The sequence below is a fragment of the Nocardia kruczakiae NBRC 101016 genome (genome assembly GCF_001612965.1).
Taxonomy (GTDB): Bacteria; Actinomycetota; Actinomycetes; order Mycobacteriales; family Mycobacteriaceae; genus Nocardia; species Nocardia kruczakiae.
The window spans coordinates 57,241-76,320 of the sequence record NZ_BDBL01000015.1 but is presented as its reverse complement, the minus strand read 5'-3'; the positions used below and the strand labels follow the sequence as shown (position 1 = coordinate 76,320).

The window sequence follows — 19,080 nt, the reverse complement described above, 5'->3', positions numbered from 1 at the left end:
GATGCGGCGCAACGGTTTACGGGTGGCGCTCGCGGTCCTCGCCGTGGCCGTCGCCGCGGCGGGCGTCGTGGTGTATCGGCAGCACGAGAACGCTCGGAGCCGCTCGCTGTGCGCGTACTTCGACACCACCTACGGCCTCTACACCGACGCGGCCGTCACCGTTCGCGGTATCGCCGTCGGCAAGGTCCGTGCCGTGCGACCCGACGGCGGCCGGGTGCGCGTGGAGATGACCATCGACGAGCGCCGCCTGCCCGCCGAAGTTCGTGCCGCCGTGATCAATTCGTCGATCCTCACCGACCGTCGCGTGGAACTGGTCGGTGCCACCTATCACGCCGGACCGGAACTGGCTGCGGCGCAGTGTATTTCCCAGGACCGCACGACCGTGCCGTTGAGCGCGTCCGACGCCCTGGACTCGTTCGCGAAACTGGCGCGTCAACTCACCACACCCGATGCCACCGGCATACCGCCGCTGCAGGCCATGCTGGCCGGCGCCGACCGCGAAACCGCCGGTCTGGGAACCACTCTCGACGCCGGCCTGCGCGACCTGGCGACACTGATGTCGGCGCCGGACACATTCATGAACGAGCTCGGGCAGCTGATCGACACCAGTGCCGAACTGAGTGCCTTCGTCACCGGCGAATGGGACGACCTCAGGACCACCCTCACCACCTTCGGGCCCGGGCTCGAACTGATCGAACATCTGCTGGAGCTGACGAAGGTGGTGGTGGGCAAGCTCGGCGACGCGGTAGGGCCGCTGGATCGGTTGTTCACGCAACACTTTCCGATGTTGATGGACGCCCTGAACTCCGCGGTTCCGGTTGTCACCTTGATTCGGACGCGCACCGAACAGTCGAAGGATCTGCTGGATCGCATCCCGGGCGTGATCGCCATGCTGCGCGACATGATCGACGGCCCGGCGGGGGCGGTGTCGTTCGGCTATCGGCCACCGGCGGTCGATGCGGCCGCGCTGTGCGGACGCCTGCCGATTGCCGATCCGGCACGATGCGCCGGGCCGATATCGCTGCCGCAGCTGCTGTTCTCGATGATCGGAGCGGCCCGATGATCCCCCCGATCCGCGCCGTCCTGGCGGCAGTGCTCGTGCTCGCCGGAATATGTTCGACCGCTTGCGGATTCAATCCGAGCAACTATGTGATGCCGGGCACCGGCGTCACCGGCCCCACCTACCGGTTGAGCATCGAGTTCTCCTCGGTACTGAGCCTGCCCGCGGGTGCCCGGGTACGCAGCAACGGCGCCGAGGTCGGTTCGCTGCGCTCGATCGAGCTGACTGCCGGCGCCGCGGTCGCCCACGTCGAGATCCGCTCCTCGGTGCGGCTGCCGCGCGGTACGCGCGCCGAGCTGCGGCAGACGACGGTACTCGGCGACATCTATCTGGCGCTGCTTCCCCCGGCGTACGGCGCCGGGCCACTGCTCGGCGACGGCGACACGATCCCGCTGCGCGATACCGACCCGGGACCGCAGGTCGAGGAGATGCTGCAGCGCATCGCCACCTTCGTCAACGGCGGCAGCATCACCCGCCTGCAGGACGCCATCGCGCGGCTCGACAGCGTCCTGCCCGACAGTGCCGGGGAGACGAGGGACCTGGCCGCGGGTGTGGCCGCCGATCTCCGCGATGCCGCGGCCGGGACCGCCGAACTCGATCGCACCCTCGCCGCCACCGCGAACCTGTCCCAGCGCTTGCACGATATGCGCGAGCGCCTCGGATTCATGTTCTCCGACACCGCCCGCCGACGGCTCGAACGTGTCCCGCACTTCATGACCGCCGTCCTCGATGTCGTCATCGATATCAACACCCTGACCACCGGCCTGGATTGGCTGATCCCGCGGCTGCCGCACGTCAACGACTTCCTCGCCACCCTCGGCCCGCTGCTGCGGCAGCCCTCCGCGCACGCCACCGAACTCGACGGCAACGGCGCCGATGCGCTCGCGCTGGCCCGCGACAAGATGATTCCGTTCCTGCTCGGCCCGAACGTCGACATCCGGCAGGTCACCGTCGAGGGACAGGGCGATGTGACCAAGGATGCCGTGGTGCTGCTGCAAGTGATCGGAGCACTGCGATGAATCGGATTCCGGCCTGGCTCTCGGGCATCGCGCTGGTCGCCGTCATGCTGCTCGGCGGCACCTATCTCGCCGTCGGCGTGCTCGGTGTGGATCCGGCGGTGCGGATGCGGCATGCGACGGTCGAGATGAGCGAGGCCGGGGGCCTGCGCGCCGGCTCCGACGTGGTTTGTCGCGGGGTCGTCATCGGTCGCGTCGACGAGGTCGGTGCGGTCGCGGGCGGGGTGCGGCTGCGGCTGTCCTACGACGAGAACTACCGCATCCCGGTGGCGGCCGCGATGCGAGTCGAAACCCTCTCGGCCATGGGCGAACCCGTCTTCTCCTTCCTGCCGCAGAGCACGGACGGGCCCTGGCTGGCCGACGATGCGCACCTGACCGGCACCGTGCGGATACCGGCCTCGGTGGCGCAACTGCTGTCGGCCTCCTCGGATCTGCTCGGCCAGATCGACCCTCAGCAGGCCGCCCGCGTCGTGGACACGTTCGCTCAGGCGGTGACCGGGCTCGACACCGCGCTGCCGGAGATCGGCCGCGGCGCCGACCTGCTGCTGACAACCCTGCTCGCCCATCAGGATTCGATGCAGACGGCGTTGCGGAACCTGATGTGGATGATGCACGACACCGACTGGATCGCACCCGCCCTGACCGCGGCGCCACCACAACTCGACGGGTTCGGCGCGACGCTGGGGGTGTCGTACGAATACCTGTTCCAGGGCTCACGGCAGTTGCGCGGCAAGGAGATTCTCGGGTCGTGGCACGACCAGGAGAACCAACTCGTCGAGTATCTGCAGCGCCTCGCGCCCGAACTCGGGGCAGTGGGCGTCGCGCTGCGGCCGGTCACCCGGGCCGCGGGTCCGCTGCTGGGAGCCGTCGATCTGGGCGCGCTGTTGCAGCAGGCGCTGACCGCGTTGCCCGGCGACCGCCTGCGCATCGCGCTCGTCGCACCGGATCACTGAACTCGTTGTATGCCCGAACCGCCCCGTCGAAGAAGAGGACAGCGAATGCCCGAGGAGAAGAATGCCACCGGACCCGACGACGGCGCCGAAGCGGCCGGCGAGATCACCGCCCAGCGGCCCTCGGCAGAAGACGGCGATGCCGAAGCCGGGGCGGGTGATTCTTCGGCATCGCGGAACCGGACCGGCGACACAGCGGCATCACGGGACGAGGCGAGTGCGCCGGTCGAAAAGGTTGCGGCCGAGCGGAATTCGCCATCCGGCAAGGCGCGGGAACGCACCCCGAAGGGGGAAGCAACACGCCATCCGCATCTCCTCCGGCGCCGGCCGGATCGAACCGTGCTCTCCACCGGACTCGGTGTGCTCGCCACCGTCGCCGCGCTCACCTTCGGTGTGCTGTGGGCGAGCGACGACTCCGGCGCGCAACTGGCGAGTCTGCGTGGACAGCAGCAGATCGACAGCAGTGCAGAGGATTTCGCGACGCACTATGCGCTCGCTGTGTCCAAGGTCGACCACACCGATATCGAGGCCTGGCGCAGAGCCCTCGACACCGGCGTCACCGACGCGCTGAAGGTGAAGATGGACGCCGCGGTGAACGTGGTCGGGCCGCTGCTGACCGAGATGCAGTACACCTCCACCGCGAAACCTCTGGCGGCCAAGGTTTCTCAGCGCGACGACGATCGATATGTGGTGCAGGTCTTCGTCGACATGAACTCCCGCAGCCGCCAGACCCCCGACGGAGTCGCCGCGACCGCGAGCTACACCGTCACTCTCCGGCGTTCCGGTAACTGGACGATCACTGACGTCGGCGGAGTGGGTGCCGGCCTGCCGGGCGGCGATACCCCCGCACCGGCACCTGCGCCCGGTCGCTGACGAGTGATCGGCGGCTATGCCGCGCAGATCCGAAAGCGCCACAGATCAGATCGGTGTGCCGCGGCGGTGCTGCGGGCGCGTGAACGACCCGGGAGATCCGGATGAAATCGAAGTTCATGCCTGTGCCGCGGGTTTCGCTGAATGATTGCCGGGTACCTGCCGATGTGTAGCCGAACATGCTGGGCTGCCGGGGGCGACAGCCGGCCCACGCCGGCGTATTCCCCGTGAATCCATCTCATCCGATCGAGAGGAGAGCAACCATGACCGGACAGCTCGACACTCTGATGGACAGCACCGTGTACGACTCGCACGACGACAAGATCGGCAAGGTCAAGAACATCTACGTCAACAACGAAACCGGTTCGCCGACCTGGGCATCGGTGTCCACGGGACTGTTCCGCCACGATTCGCTGGTCCCGCTGGTCGGGGCGCAGCACAATCCGCAGTCCGACGCGCTGCGGGTGAATGTGGACAAGGAAATGGTCAAATCCGCGCCCGCCGTCGAACAGGACGGGCACATCAGCCGCGAGGGCGAGGAACAGCTGTTCCGCCACTATCACGTCGACCCGAACCACTCCGGCTGGGACGCCTACGGCCGTGCGATGCGCGACGGGCAGGGGACCGCGCGTCCCGATGCCGCCCCGTCCGGCCGCCACGCCGCCACCGGCGACCAGGGCCTGATCCGTTCCGAGGAACGCTTGAACGTCGATACGCAGCGTGAGGAGGTCGGCACCGCGCGCCTGCGCAAGTACGTCGTCACCGAGGATCAGACCGTGACGGTGCCCACCAGCCACGAAGAGGTCCGTGTGGAACGCGAACCGGTCACCGACGCCGGCGCGTACGGCCAGACCTCTCTGGGCGACGAGGAACAGGAAGTCACCCTGCACCGTGACCGGGTGACCGTGGACAAGGAGACGGTGCCGGTCGAGCGGGTGCGCCTGGCCGTCGACGACGTCGAGGAACAGGAGACCGTCGGCGACACCGTGCGCAAGGAGCGCATCGACACCGAGGGTACCGATCCGCGGCGCTTCGACGATCGTCGCTACCCGGACGAACGCTGAGCACCGATGGTGTGAGCCGGGCCCGGACCGGGCCCGGCCCTATCGGGTTGAGCAGCCGCAGGTTTCGCCGATCGCCAGATGGGTCACGATCGGTTCCGGCGGGCCGGGCGGCTGCGTCTCGTCCGAATCCAGGACGCGGGACAGCGCCAGCCGTGCGATGAGGTCGATCGGCTGCCGAACGGCGGTGAGTGTGACCGCCGCATAGGTGTCGGCGGTATCCGTGTCGTAGCCCACCACGGAGAGGTCCCGGGGGACGAGCAACCCCGCGTCGGCGACCGCGCGCAGGGCCGCGGCGGCCTGCGCGTAGGTGCCGACGACCAGCCCATCGGGGGCCGGGTTGTCGGCCAGATAGCGCCCGACGGCGTGATAGGCGCCGGCGGGGGTGAGATCGGTGGCGATCCGGCGCGCCCGCTCGGAGCCGACGACCGACCGATATCCCTCGTATCGTTGTGCGACCGTCTCGCGGTCGCCGTGCGCCACCTCGCCGGCGGTGAAGCCGCCGACGAACACGACATCACCGCGCCGATGGATGTCGGTCAGATGCCGGGTCGCCGAGGCGCCGGCCCGGATGTGGTCGGCGCCCACGACGTCGGGCTCGACCTCGTCACGATTGTTGTGGACCCACACGATCGGGATGCGCGCGTTTCGGCACAGGTCTGCGGTGGCACGGCCGTTGGCACCGCCCACCACGATGAGCCCCTCGATACCGGAATCGGTGAAGGCGGAGGCGAATTCGATCTCCCGCTCCGGGTCGTAACCGGTGTTGCCGATCAGGGTCAGATGGTCGCGTCGTCGCGCCTCGGCCTCGATATGCCCGACCAGAGTGGCGAACAGCGGCATCCGCACATCGGGCACGAGCAGTCCGAGGTGCCGCCACCGTCGTGGCCGGCGCAGCGCTCGCGCGGCCCGATCCGGTCGATAGTTGAGCGCGTCCAACGCGGCCACCACCCGGGCACGCGTCGACTCCGAGACCGGCCGCGGGCCGTCGTTGAGTACGTAACTGACCACTGCGGTGGAGGTACCGGCCCGGCGGGCCACATCGGCGAGAGTCGCGCGTTTGACAGTCACATTCGCTCCATTCTCAGCGGTTCGCCCTCGCTCGGCCAGACTTGAAATCATCCGGATCATTACAGTCTCCGGGCGGCTGATCTGCGGCGCAAATCGATTAGATTCGTAACATCGGCGACACGCTCGCTCAACCTGTGACTGATGGAGTGAACTGCATGGCCTTCGTACGACTCACAGGCGTCACCTACCACGACCCGGAGCCGGCGCACGACAGTTACATCCTCTTCACCGGAGCCGACGGTGTCACCCGGCTCATCGATCTCCACGGCGACGTGCATCGGGAGTGGCCGTTCGCCGGGGTGCCGCCGCGCATTCTCGACCCCGCCCTCAACGACGGCCGGCTCGGCGACGTCGGGGTACAACTCGAGCCGGGCGACGACCCACGCGGCGGCATCTACGCCAATCGCACTGTGGGACAACTGAGCTGGTCGGGGGAGAGGATATGGGAATGGGGGCGGGAGGCGCCCGGCGGCGCCGCCCGGCAGAACCACGATTGGGAGTTGCTGCCGAACGGCAACCGGCTGCTGCTGGTCACCATCCCACGGGTCGTGCCCGGTCTGGGCCCCCATCCGGTCGGCGATCAAGGACTCTACGAGGTGGATCCCGACGGGGCGATCGTGTGGGAGTGGCGCGCCGGTGACCATCTGCGCGAGCTGGGGTTTTCGGAGGCCGGCTGGGATGCGCTGCGGGCCACGGTACTTCGCGATCCGGACGATCCGTGGGGCTACCTGGAGATCAACAGCGCGAAAACGCTGGGCCCCAATCATTGGCACCGCGCGGACCCGCACACGGTCTTCCACCCGGACAACATCCTCATCAGCTGCCGCAAGGCCAATGTCGTCGCCCTGATCGACAAGACGACGAAAGCCGTTGTGTGGCGGCTGGGCCCGTACTTCGACGCCGAGGCCGGAGCGCAACATCAGCGGATCAACGCGCACAAGGTGCCGCGGCCGCTGGATCAGATCTCGGGGCAGCACAATCCGCACCTCATCGCCGACGGCCTGCCGGGCGCCGGAAACATTCTGATCTTCGACAACCAGGGCGGGGCCGGTTATCCGCCGGCGCCGCTGGGTATCTACGCGGGATCCCGTGTGCTGGAAGTGGATCCGTCGACGCGTCAGATCGTCTGGCAGTACACCGCCGAGGATTCCGGTCTGCCGTCGTGGACCTTCTTCAGCTCGTTCGTCAGCAACGCGCAGCGGCTGCCCAACGGCAACACATTGATCACCGAGGGTATGCAGGGGCGCATATTCCAGGTGACGCCACAGGGCCAGGTGGTCTGGGAGTACGTCTCGCCCTACGAGGGGCTCGGCGTCGCGGGCGAACCGGAGGTCCGGGAGCCGCGCGTGCCCGGCGTGGACCGCCTCAGCAGGACGCCGATGGTCTATCGGGCGCAGGCGGTTCCGTTCGACTGGGTGCCGATCGGCGCGCCGCGATCCGCCCCGGTCGCCGTCGACCTGCGCGGCACTGTTTCTCCGGGCGTCTAGTCCGGTTCTCACCGGCCGCGCCGCCGATCATCCACGCGAGGAAGTTCGACCCATGACATCGAGTCTGCGAACCACACCGGACACCGCCGGGCCACCCGCCCCGGCATCGCCACGCCGCGATCGCATCCGTCTCGCACGGCTGCCGCGGCACTGGCGGACCGTCGGCGGCACCGCGGCCGGGCTGGTGCTGGCCGCACTCGCGTGGTCGCTGGTGGCCGCATCGGGAAGCTTTCCGCGCCAGCTGTTTCCGACCGTGTCGCAGATCGCGCGCGCGGGGCAGGCGCTGTGGAGCGACGGTCTGCTACTGCCCGATATCGCCGCGAGTCTGCAGCGCGCACTGCTCGGTCTCGTGGTCGGCGTGGCCGTGGGCGTGCTCGCCGCGATCGCCACCTCGACCACCCGAACAGGGCGCGCGGTGTTGCAGCCCGTGCTGCGGCTGCTTTCACCGATTCCGACCATCGGCCTGGTCCCGCTGGCCATTCTGTGGTTCGGGCTCGGCGAGAACAGCAAGGTGCTGGTCATCGCGTTGGGCGTGTTCGTCCCGGTATGGATCAACAGTCACTCCGGCTTCGCCGGCACGCCGGAGCACTATCTGCAGGCCGCGCGCTGTCTCGGTGCGAGCCGATGCCACACGCTCACCCGGATCGTGCTACCGGAGGCGACGCCCGACGTGGTGGGCGGGATCCGGGTCGGCGCCGCCATGGCGTTCGTGCTGATCGTCGTCGCCGAAATGACCGGAACCACAGCGGGAATCGGCTATCGGATCTATCAGGCGCAGTTGTTCTCCCAGGCCGACCGGCTGATCTTCTGCCTGATCGTGCTCGGCGTCCTCGGCGCGGCCTGCGATCTGGCGATCGCAGCGCTGACCGCTCCGGTGGTGCGCTGGGCGAAGGAGGTGAACTGAGATGGCGATCGCCGCACACGAACTGGTGGTGCGCTTCCCGGATACCGAGCGACCCACGCTGCGCGGTATCGATCTGACGGTGCCCGACGGCTCGTTCACCGTCCTCGTCGGCGCCTCCGGCAGCGGCAAATCCACGCTGCTGCACTGCCTCGCGGGCCTGCTGGCACCCACCTCCGGCACGGTCACCGACGCGGGGAAGCGGGTAACCGGTCCCGATCCGCGTCGAGGTGTGGCGTTCCAGCGCGATGTGTTGTTCCCGTGGATGAGCGTCGCGGCGAATATCGAATTCGCTTTGCGCGCACACGGAGTCGCGGTCCGGCAGCGACGAGATCGCATCGCGGAACTGCTCGATCTCGTCGGTCTGCCCCCTGATGTCGGCGGACTGCGGCCGAGCCGGTTGTCGGGCGGTATGCGCCAGCGCGTCGGCATCGCCCGCATGCTCGCCGGTGAACCGGACATCATGCTGATGGACGAACCGTTCGCCGCCCTCGACGCACTCACCCGGCTCAACATGCAGGACCTGCTGATCGATGTGTGGACCCGGCTGCAACGCACCGTCGTCTTCGTCACCCACGACGTGGACGAGGCCATCCGGCTGGCCGACACCATCGGGGTGTTGCGCGACGGGCAGATCGTCGACCTGATCACGAATCCGCTGCCCCGCCCGCGCCCCGCCGATACGCTCGCCGACCAGCCCGGGTACAGCGGTCTGCGCCGCAACCTGCACCACGAACTCGGAATCGTGCGCTCAGTTCTCTGACGCGTTTCCGAAGCCCCTGTACCGCAATGCCTTCCACCCCTCCGCAGATGAAGAGAAGCCCGTGAAATCACTGATGTCCCGCGCCCTGATCACAATCCTCGCGTTCGTCGCGCTGATCGTCCCGCTGGCCGCGTGCTCCGGCGCCGACGACTCCGATCCGCACACCCTCACCGTCGGCTTCGTCGTCGATCCCTCCTGGGCGCAGGTACCGGTGGCGCAGCAGGGCGGATATTTCGACCGGCACGGGGTGAAGGTGAAGGTCGTCAACTTCTCCACCGGGGTCGAGGCGCTGCAGGCGCTCGCCGCCGGCCAACTCGATATCGCCACCGCCGCGGATGTCCCGGCCGCGGCGGCGCTGACCCGTTCGCCCGCACTGCGCATCGTCGGCGACGGATCGCGCTGGGAGGGTTCGCGCATCGTCGCCCGGCGCAGCGCGGGAATCGCCTCGCTGGCGGATCTCGGCGGCCGATCCGTCGGGACGCCGCTGGGTACCAGTGCGGCGTACTTCGCGTCGAACGCACTGTCGCACAGCAATATCGGCGCGAAACTGGTGCAGGTGGCACCGCAGGCGATGGTGACCGCGGCCGGACAGCGCAATGTGGACGCGGTCGCGATCTTCCAGCCGTACCAGGCCCAGGTGATCGACGCGCTCGGCAGCGACGCGGTAGAGCTGGTCGGCGGCACCTACAGCCAGCACAGCTTGTACCTGGCCACCGACAGCGCCGTCACCCGCAAATCCGATGCGCTGACCTCCTTCTTCGCGGCTCTGGGCGACGCGGGAACGCAGCTGACGTCCGGAGCCGAGCCGGCGATCGCCGCGGTTGCCGCCTCGACTCAGCTGTCGGCCGACCTCATCCGAAAAATCCTGCCCGAGTTCGACTTCCGTCTCCAGCTGCGCTCCGAGCTCGCCGGCACGCTGACGACCCTGGCCGACTGGGCCAAATCGCAGGGTTCCCTCGACAAAGCGGCCCCGCTGCCGGACTACCAGGCCCTCACCGAACCGAAGTTCGTGCCCCAGGGCGGATAGGCCGGGCCTCGTCGCGCGGACATCACCCCGCCCCGCGCGGGGGGCGGCGAGGCGGGACCGCGCGACGCCGGTCAGCCCAGAGCCAGGTGGGCCTGCAGCAACCAGGCGGGAACCGAGCTGCGCCCGCCGGGCTCGTCGCGCACGTCCTCGAAATGGATCGGTGATCGATCGTCGCGAGGGAGATCGTTGCCGTGGATGCGGGCCGGGCGGATGTCGTCGATGACCCAGTACTTCGAAACCAGCTCGCGCAGTTCGTCTTCGGTCACCGGATTGGGGCCGAATCCCTCGGGTGAGGCCGGTAACGCCTTACGGTCGAAGACGAGCACGAAGTAGGACGCACCCGGGGCCGCGGCGCGAACGATGGCTCGCTGATACGCGTCGCGCTGATCGGCCGGGATCGAGTGGAAGAGCGTGCTGTCGACGATGGTGCCGAAGCGTCCGTCGTACCCGGTGAACGAGGTGATGTCGGCGACCTCGTAGGTGGCGGTGGTCAGTCCGCGCCGCTCGGCCTCGGCGCGGGCCAGCTCGATGGCGGTCGGGGCGGAGTCCAGCCCGACCGTCGTGAAGCCGCGCTCGGCCAGATACAGCGAGATCGCGGCCTCACCGCAGCCGACGTCGAGGACGTCGCCGTGGAATTTGCCTTGTTCGGCAAGCACTTTCAGCTCCGGCTGCGGCTCGCCGATACTCCATGGCGGTTTGGCGCCGGAGAACGGGCCGGCGTCGCCCTGGTACGCATCCTCGAACGTGAAATCGCCCGGTGTGGTCATGATGTCCTCCGGATCGGTCGGGGCTATCAGACATGGATGGAGCTCATTCGATGCTACGGCTGCGCCGCGTGCGGGGGTGCGGGCGGTAGGGGCTTGTTCCGGGCGTGGCTCGATAACCCAACGTCCGTTACCGGTTCCCCGTAGCATGAGCGGATGAGTGAAATAGATACTCAGTCTCTCGTCAACCCGCGTTCGGGTGCGCGGCATGTCGCCGTGGTGGGCGGGGGCCTGGCGGGGCTGTCTGCCGCGGTGTGGCTGGCCGAGCAGGGGTTCGATATCACCCTGGTGGAGAAGCGGGGCCGACTCGGCGGGCGGACGTTCTCCTTCGACGTCGCCGGGGTCGACGAATTGGTCGACAACGGTCAGCATCTGTTCGCCGGTTGCTACGACGCCCTGCTGCGCTATGTCGACACCATCGGCACCGCCGATCAATTGCGCTGGGACGCACCGCCGTTCGCGATCCGCACCGGCCCCGGCCGGTTGCTCACCACACGGGGACCGCGCTGGTTGCCGGCCCTGGTCCGCAATACCGCGGGCCTGGCGTGGATGGCCTGGCCGCCGATCCCGTTGCGCGATCGGCTGCCGGCGCTGCGCAGTTGGCTGCGAATCGGTGCCGCCGCGTGGAATCCGTCGCCGGAGCTGGACCGGATGACCGTCGACCGGTGGTTCTGGGAGCTCGATGTACCGCATTCACTGCGGCGGCTGAGTCTGGACCAGCTGGTGATCGGCCTGCTCAACGAAAAACCCGACCGGGTGTCGGCTTTCACCTTCGCGCAGGCGTTGCATTTCATCGGACGGCGGGCGCTGGCGGGCAATATCCGCGCGGGCGACGCGGTGTGGCCGCGGGTGAGCCTGCACGAGCTGTTCGTCGCTCCCGCCGAGCGGTATCTGCGGGAGCGCGGCGCGCGGATCGTGACCGGGACGCAACTGGTCGATGTGGAACTCGACACCGGTCCGGATGGGGAGCGGCTGACCGGACTGCGGCTCGCCGGCGGGCAGCGAATCGACTGCGACGCGGCGATTCTCACGCTGCCGCCGTGGTCGCTGACCACCCTGCTGGACCGCGGCGCGCTCGGCAGCAACGAATTCTTCGCACCCGCGCGCAAGATCGAGCCCGCGCCGATCTCGAGCGTCTACGTCTGGTTGGACAGTCCGCTGCGAATGGTGCGGCTGGCCGAGAATCTGCGCGACACCACCATCGAGTGGGTGTTCGACACCAGCGGGATGCACGACGGCGACCACCGCGACGGCTACTGCTATTCGCTGGCGGTCAGCGCGTCCTGGGAAGTGGTGCACCTGCCCGGGGAGGCGTTCGTCGCGGCCGCGCTCGAATCGCTGCGCACCCACTACCCCGAGGCGCGCACCGCGACAGTGTTGCGCACCAAGGTGATTCACCAACCGCAGGCCACCTTCTCGGCGCACCCCGGCTTCGAATCCCTGCGCTTGGACCAGACCACCCCGGTGCGGGGTCTGTTCCTCGCCGGTGACTGGACGCGCACCGAACTGCCCTCCACCATGGAATCCGCCGCCGAGAGCGGCCGGCGCGCAGTCGACGCGGTGCGCCGCTACCTGACGTAGTGGTCATACGGAATACCGAACACCGGTGAGGTCCTCGGACATCTCCCATAATCTGCGCTGAAGCAGGACATTGTGGGAGGTGGCAGACGAGCTGACGATCCGGGGATGGCCTCGTAGTTCGCCCAGTCCTCCGGGACCGAAGTATTGGCCGCCTGCAACTGCGGGGTCCGTTGCGGCGCGCAATATCGGCAGTGCTCCCATCGCAGCGCCTTGACGCAAGCTGCCGAGCAGTCTGTTCTGCAGCCGTATGGATATCGGGGCGTCTCTGACGAGGTGTGTCTTCGTCGTGCCCGGGTGCGCTGCCACGGCGATGGCGTTCGTACCTGAGGCCGCAGCCAGCCGACGTTGGAGTTCGTATGTGAAGAGCAGGTTGGCGAGCTTGGCCTGGCCGTAGGCGTGTACCCACTTGTAGGGACGCCGTTGCCAGTGTGGGTCGGCGAAGTCGATGCCGTCACCAGCCATGCGGTGGCCGAAACTGCTCACGGTCACGATTCGGGCTCCGGGTGTGTTCATCAGAACATCCAAGAGCAAGCCTGTCAGCGCGAAGTGTCCGAGGTGACACACGCCGAAGTGGAGTTCGAAGCCCTCCTCGGTGGATCCCTTCGTAAACGCGACCAGCCCCGCGTTGTTGATCAACAGGTCGATGCGGGGGTAGCTTGCGCGCAGTTCGGCGGCCGCGGATCTGACAGATCGCATGGATGCGAGATCGAGCTGCTGCACGCTGACGGTAGCGCCGAGTTGAGAGTCGGCGATTCTGGCGGCAGCTTCGGCTCCCGCGCCGATGTCTCGCACGGCGAGCACCGTGCGGGCTCCGCGACGCGCAAGAGCAGCGGCGATCTCGTACCCGATACCCGAATTAGCGCCTGTCACAACGACAGTGCGCCCCGATTGATCCGGTATCGCGTCAGCCGTCCAACGCTGACGCCGGTACATTTTCATTTCACCTCGCTCACGTCGGGGGCCCGGATACTTCTCCACTAGGGGCGTAGCGCTTGGTCAGGTGTCCGGAGTCTGCCGACCCTGCGAATCGCAGCGCCGCCCAACAGATCTGAGTCGACCTCATCGCCACGCGTGGTAAAAGGCCGGCTCCGGATACTCCCAATGCTCGACGAGCTTTCCGTTGTCGATACGGTACACCTGGGCCAGGACGTAGCTCGCCATCGACAAGGTCGAATACAAACGACGCACCGTGGCCGAGCGCGCATTCCACAAGGCCGAACACCGGCGCGCAGTCGCGACTCGCTACGACAAGCTCGCCCTGACCTACCGCGCCGGATTCACACTGGCTCTCATCGTCGAATAGCTCAAATCACTGGGAGACACGACCTGGGTTCTGTCTCGCACTGAGCCATAGGGGAGCGGACCTGATCGATGCGTAAGGGGGCGAGGCTGGAACCGCCCGCACTCTGTGGGAAACCGGTTTCACAATTCGATGCCGAGCTGTCGATCCGGTGGGGTGTCGTTCGTCGGAACTGTGGAGCCGGTCGAACAACGCGGCCGGACCATCAGCACCCGAGGAGACCGACCGATGAGCGCACCGACGCCGCCCAAGCCTGCGGCCCGATTCCTGGTCATGTACGAAACCCCTTCCGACATCGAGGCATTCGAACACCACTATTGGGATGTACATATCCCGCTCGCCAACAAGCTGCCGGGCCTGCGTCGTTACACCGTCAGCCGCGACGTGAAGCCCGTAGTCGGCGAGCCGTACTACATCGTGGGAATGCTGGATTGGGATGACATGACCGCCCTCGTCGCGGCGTTCGAATCCGAGCTCGGGCGGCAGTGCGCCGCCGATGTGCGCGAACATCTCAGCCGCTATGCGACCATCCGCAGCATGGTCCTCCAGCTCGACGAGGCATAGCCACGACGTACATCGAGACAGAACCTAGGCGCCGTAGAGCCGGACGAAGTCCTGGGCCGGGTCGACGGCGGGCACCGTGTAGCTCGACGAGCTCGGTGCGGGATGCGTTGTCGCAGAGGCGCTCGATGAGGCGCTAGGAACCTGTGGCGAGTCAGCGATGAATTTCGCGGCCCGCCGTCGTCCGATCGGGTAGGAAGCTCACTCCCGACACCTGCGAAAGAGTCAACTATGTCTGTATCAGTGCTTGATATGTCGATGTCGCTCGACGGGTATATCGCGGATTCCGATGACTTCCTCGGCGGTGAGGACGGTGAGCGATTGCATCTGTGGGCCGCAGACACCGATGCGTCCGGGCCGCTCGTCCAATTCCAGGAGGAGTGGAACGCCGCGGGTGCGGTGTTGTCGGGCCGGCGGACCGCGGAGCTGATGGACCACTGGGGTGGCGATCACAACGGCCAACCGATCTTCGTACCCAGCCATCGCCCGCCTGCACCGGCCGCTCGCTGGGGTTATCCGCTGGTGACCTATGTGCAAGACGGCATCGAAAGCGCGATGGCACAGGCGAAAGCTGCTGCTGGGGAGCGGAATGTGCAGATACGCGGCGGCGCATACACTGTGCGCGAGGCGTTGGCAGCGGGGGTGCTCGACGAACTGCAAGTCCATGTGATTCCCGTGTTGCTCGGTCGTGGACGTCGCTTGTTCGACACGTTGCCGTCGGAAATCGAACTCGACATCGTCGAGGTGATCAATACGCCTGCCGCTACGCATATTCGTTATCGCGTCCGACGCTGAATGCAACCCGCTTTCCTGCGGCGACCAGGGCGGCGCGACGTCAATCGGAGTCGGCCCCGATTATATTGCGGAGCCATTGCCACCCTCACCTCACTTCGACACAGAACCTAGTCGCCGGACTTGTGCGCCACGGCGAAGATCCGCCGGAACGGCAACCACGTCGTTCCGTCCGCGCGTTGCGGGTAGGCGGCGCTCAGGAGCGGGGCGAGCTGGGCGGTGAATTCCGCCCATGCTTCGTCGTCGAGCGCGCTTCGGACTGGGCGCAGGGCGGTTCCGGTCACCCATTCGAGGACCGGATCGTTGCCGGTCAGCCGCTGCAGATAGGTGGTCTCCCAGGCGTCGACCGTGCATCCGGCCGCCGTGAGCAGCGTCGCGTAGCCGCTCGGATCGAGGACGTCGCGCGGTTGCAGGATGCCGCTCGATTCCAGGCGCGGCCGCCATTCCGCACGCGCGGCGAGTTCGCGGATGGCGATATGGGAGGGTGCGTCGAAGTTGCCCGGCACCTGCAACGCCAGCCAGGCCCCGGACGGCAGGGCCGCGACCCACTGCGGTAGCAGCGCGGTGTGCGTCGGCACCCACTGCAGCACCGCATTGGTCACCACGACATCGGTATCGGGTGCGGGCCGCCACTCCTCGGCGGAGCGCACTTCGGCGTCGATACCGGATTCTCTTGCTGCCGCGACCATTTCGGGTGAGGAATCGAACGCGTCGATCCGCGCCTGCGGCCACCTCCGAGCCAGCACACCGGTGAGCTGTCCGGGCCCGCACCCCAGGTCGACCACCCGGCGCGGTTTCTCGGCGTCGATGCGCGCCAGGAGTTCGAAGAACGGTCGCGAACGATGGTCGCCGAAACTGCGGTATTTCTCGGGATCCCACATGGGCTGCGTCCCATCGCCGGAGGTGCTAAACCGTACAAGCGTTATGTTAGCGTGCTGCGGCGCTTCCGGTGCGGCAGCGGTGCGGAGCGATCCAGCCGCTGGGTCGAGCATCCGGTCGACTCCGCCGCGTCGCGACCGCCTCGTCCCCACCGGTGGCCCGGCGCTGACGTGGGTCGTCGCGCCGGGTTCAGAAATAGGTGCCGGCGAAAGGGGCCGAGGTGGTGGTGAACAGGTTGTCCGCGTCTTCGATTGCGCCGCTGCGGTTTTCGCGCACCCGCCCGGCCAGGGCGAGCTGCCGCCAGGTGGATCCGCCGAGGTACACCGCGGCGAGAGCGGCCACGTCGGTGGTGAGATCGGCGGGCGCGTCGACGCGGGTGACGGCGTCGGCGGCGATGCGGTAGGAGCCGGTGTTGGCGGGCAGGAGGTCGTCGGTCACCGCGAGGACCACTGCCGGTGCCTCGCGGTAGCTTCGGCGTTCCAGCGCCGTCGCGACGTCCACGAGCCGCAGCCAGGTCTCGTCGTGCACGCCGGCGACGGAGACCACCCGCTCGTCGGTGAACAGGTGCCGCAGCGGACTGTCGAGCGGTGCGAAGGTGATCACGATCCGGTCCACGATGTCGTGGGTGAGCAGGTGTCCCAGCAGTCCGCGATAGGCCGCGGGCGTCGTCGCCACCCAGTCGTCGACGACGACCGTGCGCTGCGGATTGCGCGGCCAGCCCGCGCTGTCCGAAGGGCGATAGCGCAGGAATCCGTCCTCGGCACCGGGCTCGCCGTGCACCACCGTCCAACCGGCGTTGCCGGCGACCAACTCCTGGAACCGCCACCAATACGGCGGCCGGTCGATCGCGCCGTTCCACGAAATATCTGCGGCCGCATAGACTTTCGCGAGCGTCTCCCACCGGTTCTCGGCATCGGGATATCGCACCGGCCCGCCCGCGTCGACGGTGTCGCGCAACCGGGCCTGCCGTCGATCCACCTCGAGCGTCGCGTACGAACTCGCCACCCCGTACCCGAACCGCTCGTAGATGCCGCCCTGGGTGGCGCGCAGACTCGCGACCACCTCACCGCGCTCGGCGATATCGGCCAGCTGACGCCGCACCAAGGCACTCACCACACCCCGGCGAGTGTGGGTCGGCAGCACACCGACGTGCGTGACGGCCGCATGCGGAAGACGCTGCCCGCCGGGCGCCACCAGCCAACTCGTATAGGAGTCGACCGCCCCGACCAACTGCCCGTCCAACCGCGCCCCGAGCGTGCGCCCCGGCTCCACCAGTCCGTCGGCGCCGTCCGGCAACGGCGGCAGGCCGACCATCGCGGTACGGAAGATATCTCCCGCCGTCCGCACATCCCCGGCCGCGGTCAGCGTCGCGAGTTCGACGGCTGCTGTTCCGCTGGTCATTCGTCACCTCCGGCTCGTACGCGGTCGTTTCGCGGGCCACACCCTCGGACCACGGTAGCGGGCCACCGCTGCGGCCGTCCCCTGTGAATACGGTCACGTGTTCCGGCGCAGACGGCGACGCCGTCACGGCAGTCCGGGGGTCGGAAGCGGACTGCCGGTGAACGTGGATCACGCTGATTGCAACCGGTGACCGCGCCGCCCGCGTGGCCGAAGCTGGGCTCATGTCTCGCGCATTGCATCTGGCCGGATTCCTGATCGCGTCCCATGTCACCCATTCGCATGCGGCGTGGCGGCATCCCGGCTCGGAGACCGATTATCTGGCGCCCGGCTACTACCGCCGGGTGGCGCAGACGCTGGAGCGCGGCAAATTCGACTTCCTGTTCTTCGCCGATCTGCTGGCGACGCCGGTGCGCTACGGCGACGACATCCGGGTGCCGTTGCGCAGCGGCACCCAGGCTTCGGCCACGATCGATCCGGCGCTGGTGGCGGCCGGGCTGGCGAATGTGACCGACCGGATCGGGCTCGCGATCACCAAGTCCACCACCTACTTTCACCCGTACGAGGTGGCGCGGATCTTCGGCACACTGGATCACCTCTCGGGTGGGCGCGCGGCCTGGAATGTGGTCACCTCGCTCAATCAGGCGGAGGCGCAGAACTTCGGTCTCGACAACCATCTGGGCCACGACGAACGCTACGACCGGGCGCAGGAATTCCTCGAGGTGGCATACCGCCTGTGGGGCAGCTGGGAGCCCGATGCGCTCGTGCGGGACAAGGCGTCCGGGGTCTTCGCCGACCCGGACAAGGTACACGTGGTCGACCATGCCGGAACCTGGTTCAAGACGCGCGGGCCGCTGACCGTGCCGCATTCGCCGCAGAGCCGGCCGGTGATCATCCAGGCCGGATCCTCTTCTGTCGGTAAGGATTTCGCCGCGCGCTGGGCCGAGGCCGTCTTCGAGATCGACCCGACTCCGGAGGGCCGGCGCGCCTACTACGACGATCTGAAATCGCGTGCCTCCGACTTCGGCCGCAATCCGGACGACCTGAAGATCTTCCCGTCGTTCGTGCCGTTCGTGGGGGAGACCGAGTCGATCGCCCGGGAGAAGCAGGCCTTCCACAACGAACTCGCCGATCCGGTCTCCGGGCTCATCACGCTGTCGGTGCACACCGACCACGACTTCTCGCGCTACGACCTCGACGCACCGATCGAAGACGTGGTGGTCCCGGGCACGCAGGGTTTGTTCGATGTGGCTCGCCGGCTCAGCGTCCGCGACAACCTGACGCTGCGCGATATCGGCCGGCTGTACGCGCAGGGGGTGCTGCTGCCGCAGTTCGTCGGCACGCCCGAACAGATCGCCGATCAGATCGAGGAGGGGTTCCACGGCGGCGAGGCCGACGGTTACATCCTGTCCGCCGCGCAGGCGCCGGGCACCTTCAACGATTTCGTCGACCTGGTGGTGCCGGAACTACAGCGCCGCGGCCTGTTCCGCACCGACTACACCGGGACGACGCTGCGCGATCACCTCGGTTTGGGTCCGGCGACCCTGGAACCGGCGGCGCGTGGGCGAGTTGTGCGGGCCGGAGCCTAGCCGCCCTGGC

At 67.9% G+C, this 19,080-nt stretch carries 18 protein-coding genes; 13 read left to right on the top strand and 5 right to left on the bottom strand.

Annotated features, from left to right (window positions below; genetic code table 11):
* The first annotated feature begins 1 nt into the window (after window position 1).
* The 5 genes from NK1_RS12720 (at window position 2) to NK1_RS12700 (ending at window position 4,960) form a co-directional block, all read left to right on the top strand.
* On the top strand, window positions 2-1,063 hold the full coding sequence (locus NK1_RS12720; protein WP_063008739.1) for an MlaD family protein: 1,062 nt from the start codon (window positions 2-4) through the stop codon (window positions 1,061-1,063).
* A complete protein-coding gene (locus tag NK1_RS12715) occupies window positions 1,060-2,079 on the top strand; it encodes an MlaD family protein (RefSeq protein WP_063008738.1) in 1,020 nt (339 codons plus the stop codon). Before NK1_RS12720 ends, NK1_RS12715 begins: the two co-directional genes overlap by 4 nt.
* The gene (locus tag NK1_RS12710; protein ID WP_063008737.1) at window positions 2,076-3,029 is read left to right on the top strand and encodes an MlaD family protein; all 954 of its coding nucleotides are present in this window, start codon (window positions 2,076-2,078) and stop codon (window positions 3,027-3,029) included. The genes NK1_RS12715 and NK1_RS12710 overlap by 4 nt, the downstream gene beginning before the upstream one ends.
* A 45-nt stretch (window positions 3,030-3,074) precedes the next feature.
* Window positions 3,075-3,899: a hypothetical protein gene (locus NK1_RS12705; protein ID WP_063008736.1), complete on the top strand. Its 825-nt coding sequence runs from the start codon at window positions 3,075-3,077 to the stop codon at window positions 3,897-3,899.
* Window positions 3,900-4,159: 260 nt separating this feature from the next.
* Window positions 4,160-4,960, top strand: coding sequence for a DUF2382 domain-containing protein (locus tag NK1_RS12700; protein ID WP_063008735.1), 801 nt, complete (start codon window positions 4,160-4,162; stop codon window positions 4,958-4,960).
* A 39-nt stretch (window positions 4,961-4,999) separates the two neighbouring features.
* Here NK1_RS12700 and NK1_RS12695 read toward each other — a convergent pair whose 3' ends face one another.
* Window positions 5,000-6,028: a LacI family DNA-binding transcriptional regulator gene (locus NK1_RS12695; RefSeq protein ID WP_245660463.1), complete on the bottom strand. Its 1,029-nt coding sequence runs from the start codon at window positions 6,026-6,028 to the stop codon at window positions 5,000-5,002.
* A gap of 155 nt (window positions 6,029-6,183) precedes the next feature.
* Here NK1_RS12695 and NK1_RS12690 point away from each other — a divergent pair, with 155 nt between their 5' ends.
* The 4 genes from NK1_RS12690 (at window position 6,184) to NK1_RS12675 (ending at window position 10,206) form a co-directional block, all read left to right on the top strand.
* Window positions 6,184-7,515: an aryl-sulfate sulfotransferase gene (locus NK1_RS12690; RefSeq protein WP_063008818.1), complete on the top strand. Its 1,332-nt coding sequence runs from the start codon at window positions 6,184-6,186 to the stop codon at window positions 7,513-7,515.
* A 52-nt stretch (window positions 7,516-7,567) separates the two neighbouring features.
* Window positions 7,568-8,419, top strand: a complete 852-nt coding sequence (locus tag NK1_RS12685) for an ABC transporter permease (protein ID WP_063008734.1) — start codon at window positions 7,568-7,570, stop codon at window positions 8,417-8,419.
* Window position 8,420: 1 nt separating this feature from the next.
* Window positions 8,421-9,179 carry an ABC transporter ATP-binding protein gene (locus NK1_RS12680; protein ID WP_063008733.1) on the top strand — a complete coding sequence of 253 codons (759 nt, stop codon included), beginning with the start codon at window positions 8,421-8,423 and terminating at the stop codon, window positions 9,177-9,179.
* Window positions 9,180-9,240: 61 nt separating this feature from the next.
* Window positions 9,241-10,206 carry an ABC transporter substrate-binding protein gene (locus tag NK1_RS12675; RefSeq protein WP_063008732.1) on the top strand — a complete coding sequence of 322 codons (966 nt, stop codon included), beginning with the start codon at window positions 9,241-9,243 and terminating at the stop codon, window positions 10,204-10,206.
* 71 nt (window positions 10,207-10,277) lie between these two features.
* Here the strand turns inward: NK1_RS12675 and NK1_RS12670 are convergent, their stop codons facing one another.
* Window positions 10,278-10,973, bottom strand: a complete 696-nt coding sequence (locus NK1_RS12670) for a class I SAM-dependent methyltransferase (protein ID WP_063008731.1) — start codon at window positions 10,971-10,973, stop codon at window positions 10,278-10,280.
* Between the two features lie 153 nt (window positions 10,974-11,126).
* On the opposite strand from NK1_RS12670, the gene hpnE reads away from it, so the two are divergent.
* Complete coding sequence (gene hpnE / locus NK1_RS12665; RefSeq protein ID WP_084460819.1) at window positions 11,127-12,551, top strand: hydroxysqualene dehydroxylase HpnE; 1,425 nt, start codon at window positions 11,127-11,129, stop codon at window positions 12,549-12,551.
* Window positions 12,552-12,554: 3 nt separating this feature from the next.
* Here the strand turns inward: hpnE and NK1_RS12660 are convergent, their stop codons facing one another.
* Window positions 12,555-13,490: an oxidoreductase gene (locus NK1_RS12660; RefSeq protein WP_063008729.1), complete on the bottom strand. Its 936-nt coding sequence runs from the start codon at window positions 13,488-13,490 to the stop codon at window positions 12,555-12,557.
* A gap of 589 nt (window positions 13,491-14,079) precedes the next feature.
* Here NK1_RS12660 and NK1_RS12650 point away from each other — a divergent pair.
* Window positions 14,080-14,415 carry an EthD family reductase gene (locus NK1_RS12650; protein ID WP_063905989.1) on the top strand — a complete coding sequence of 112 codons (336 nt, stop codon included), beginning with the start codon at window positions 14,080-14,082 and terminating at the stop codon, window positions 14,413-14,415.
* A 228-nt stretch (window positions 14,416-14,643) separates the two neighbouring features.
* Entirely contained in the window at window positions 14,644-15,207 is a 564-nt protein-coding gene (locus tag NK1_RS12645; RefSeq protein WP_063008728.1) for a dihydrofolate reductase family protein, read from the top strand.
* Between the two features lie 107 nt (window positions 15,208-15,314).
* Here NK1_RS12645 and NK1_RS12640 read toward each other — a convergent pair whose 3' ends face one another.
* Together NK1_RS12640 and NK1_RS12635 are read right to left on the bottom strand one after the other, a co-directional pair.
* The gene (locus NK1_RS12640; RefSeq protein ID WP_063008727.1) at window positions 15,315-16,085 is read right to left on the bottom strand and encodes a trans-aconitate 2-methyltransferase; all 771 of its coding nucleotides are present in this window, start codon (window positions 16,083-16,085) and stop codon (window positions 15,315-15,317) included.
* A 187-nt stretch (window positions 16,086-16,272) separates the two neighbouring features.
* Window positions 16,273-17,484, bottom strand: a complete 1,212-nt coding sequence (locus tag NK1_RS12635) for a GNAT family N-acetyltransferase (RefSeq protein WP_063008726.1) — start codon at window positions 17,482-17,484, stop codon at window positions 16,273-16,275.
* Window positions 17,485-17,705: 221 nt separating this feature from the next.
* Between NK1_RS12635 and NK1_RS12630 the strand changes: the two genes are divergently transcribed.
* Complete coding sequence (locus NK1_RS12630) at window positions 17,706-19,070, top strand: LLM class flavin-dependent oxidoreductase (protein WP_063008725.1); 1,365 nt, start codon at window positions 17,706-17,708, stop codon at window positions 19,068-19,070.
* Window positions 19,071-19,080: the final 10 nt, after the last annotated feature.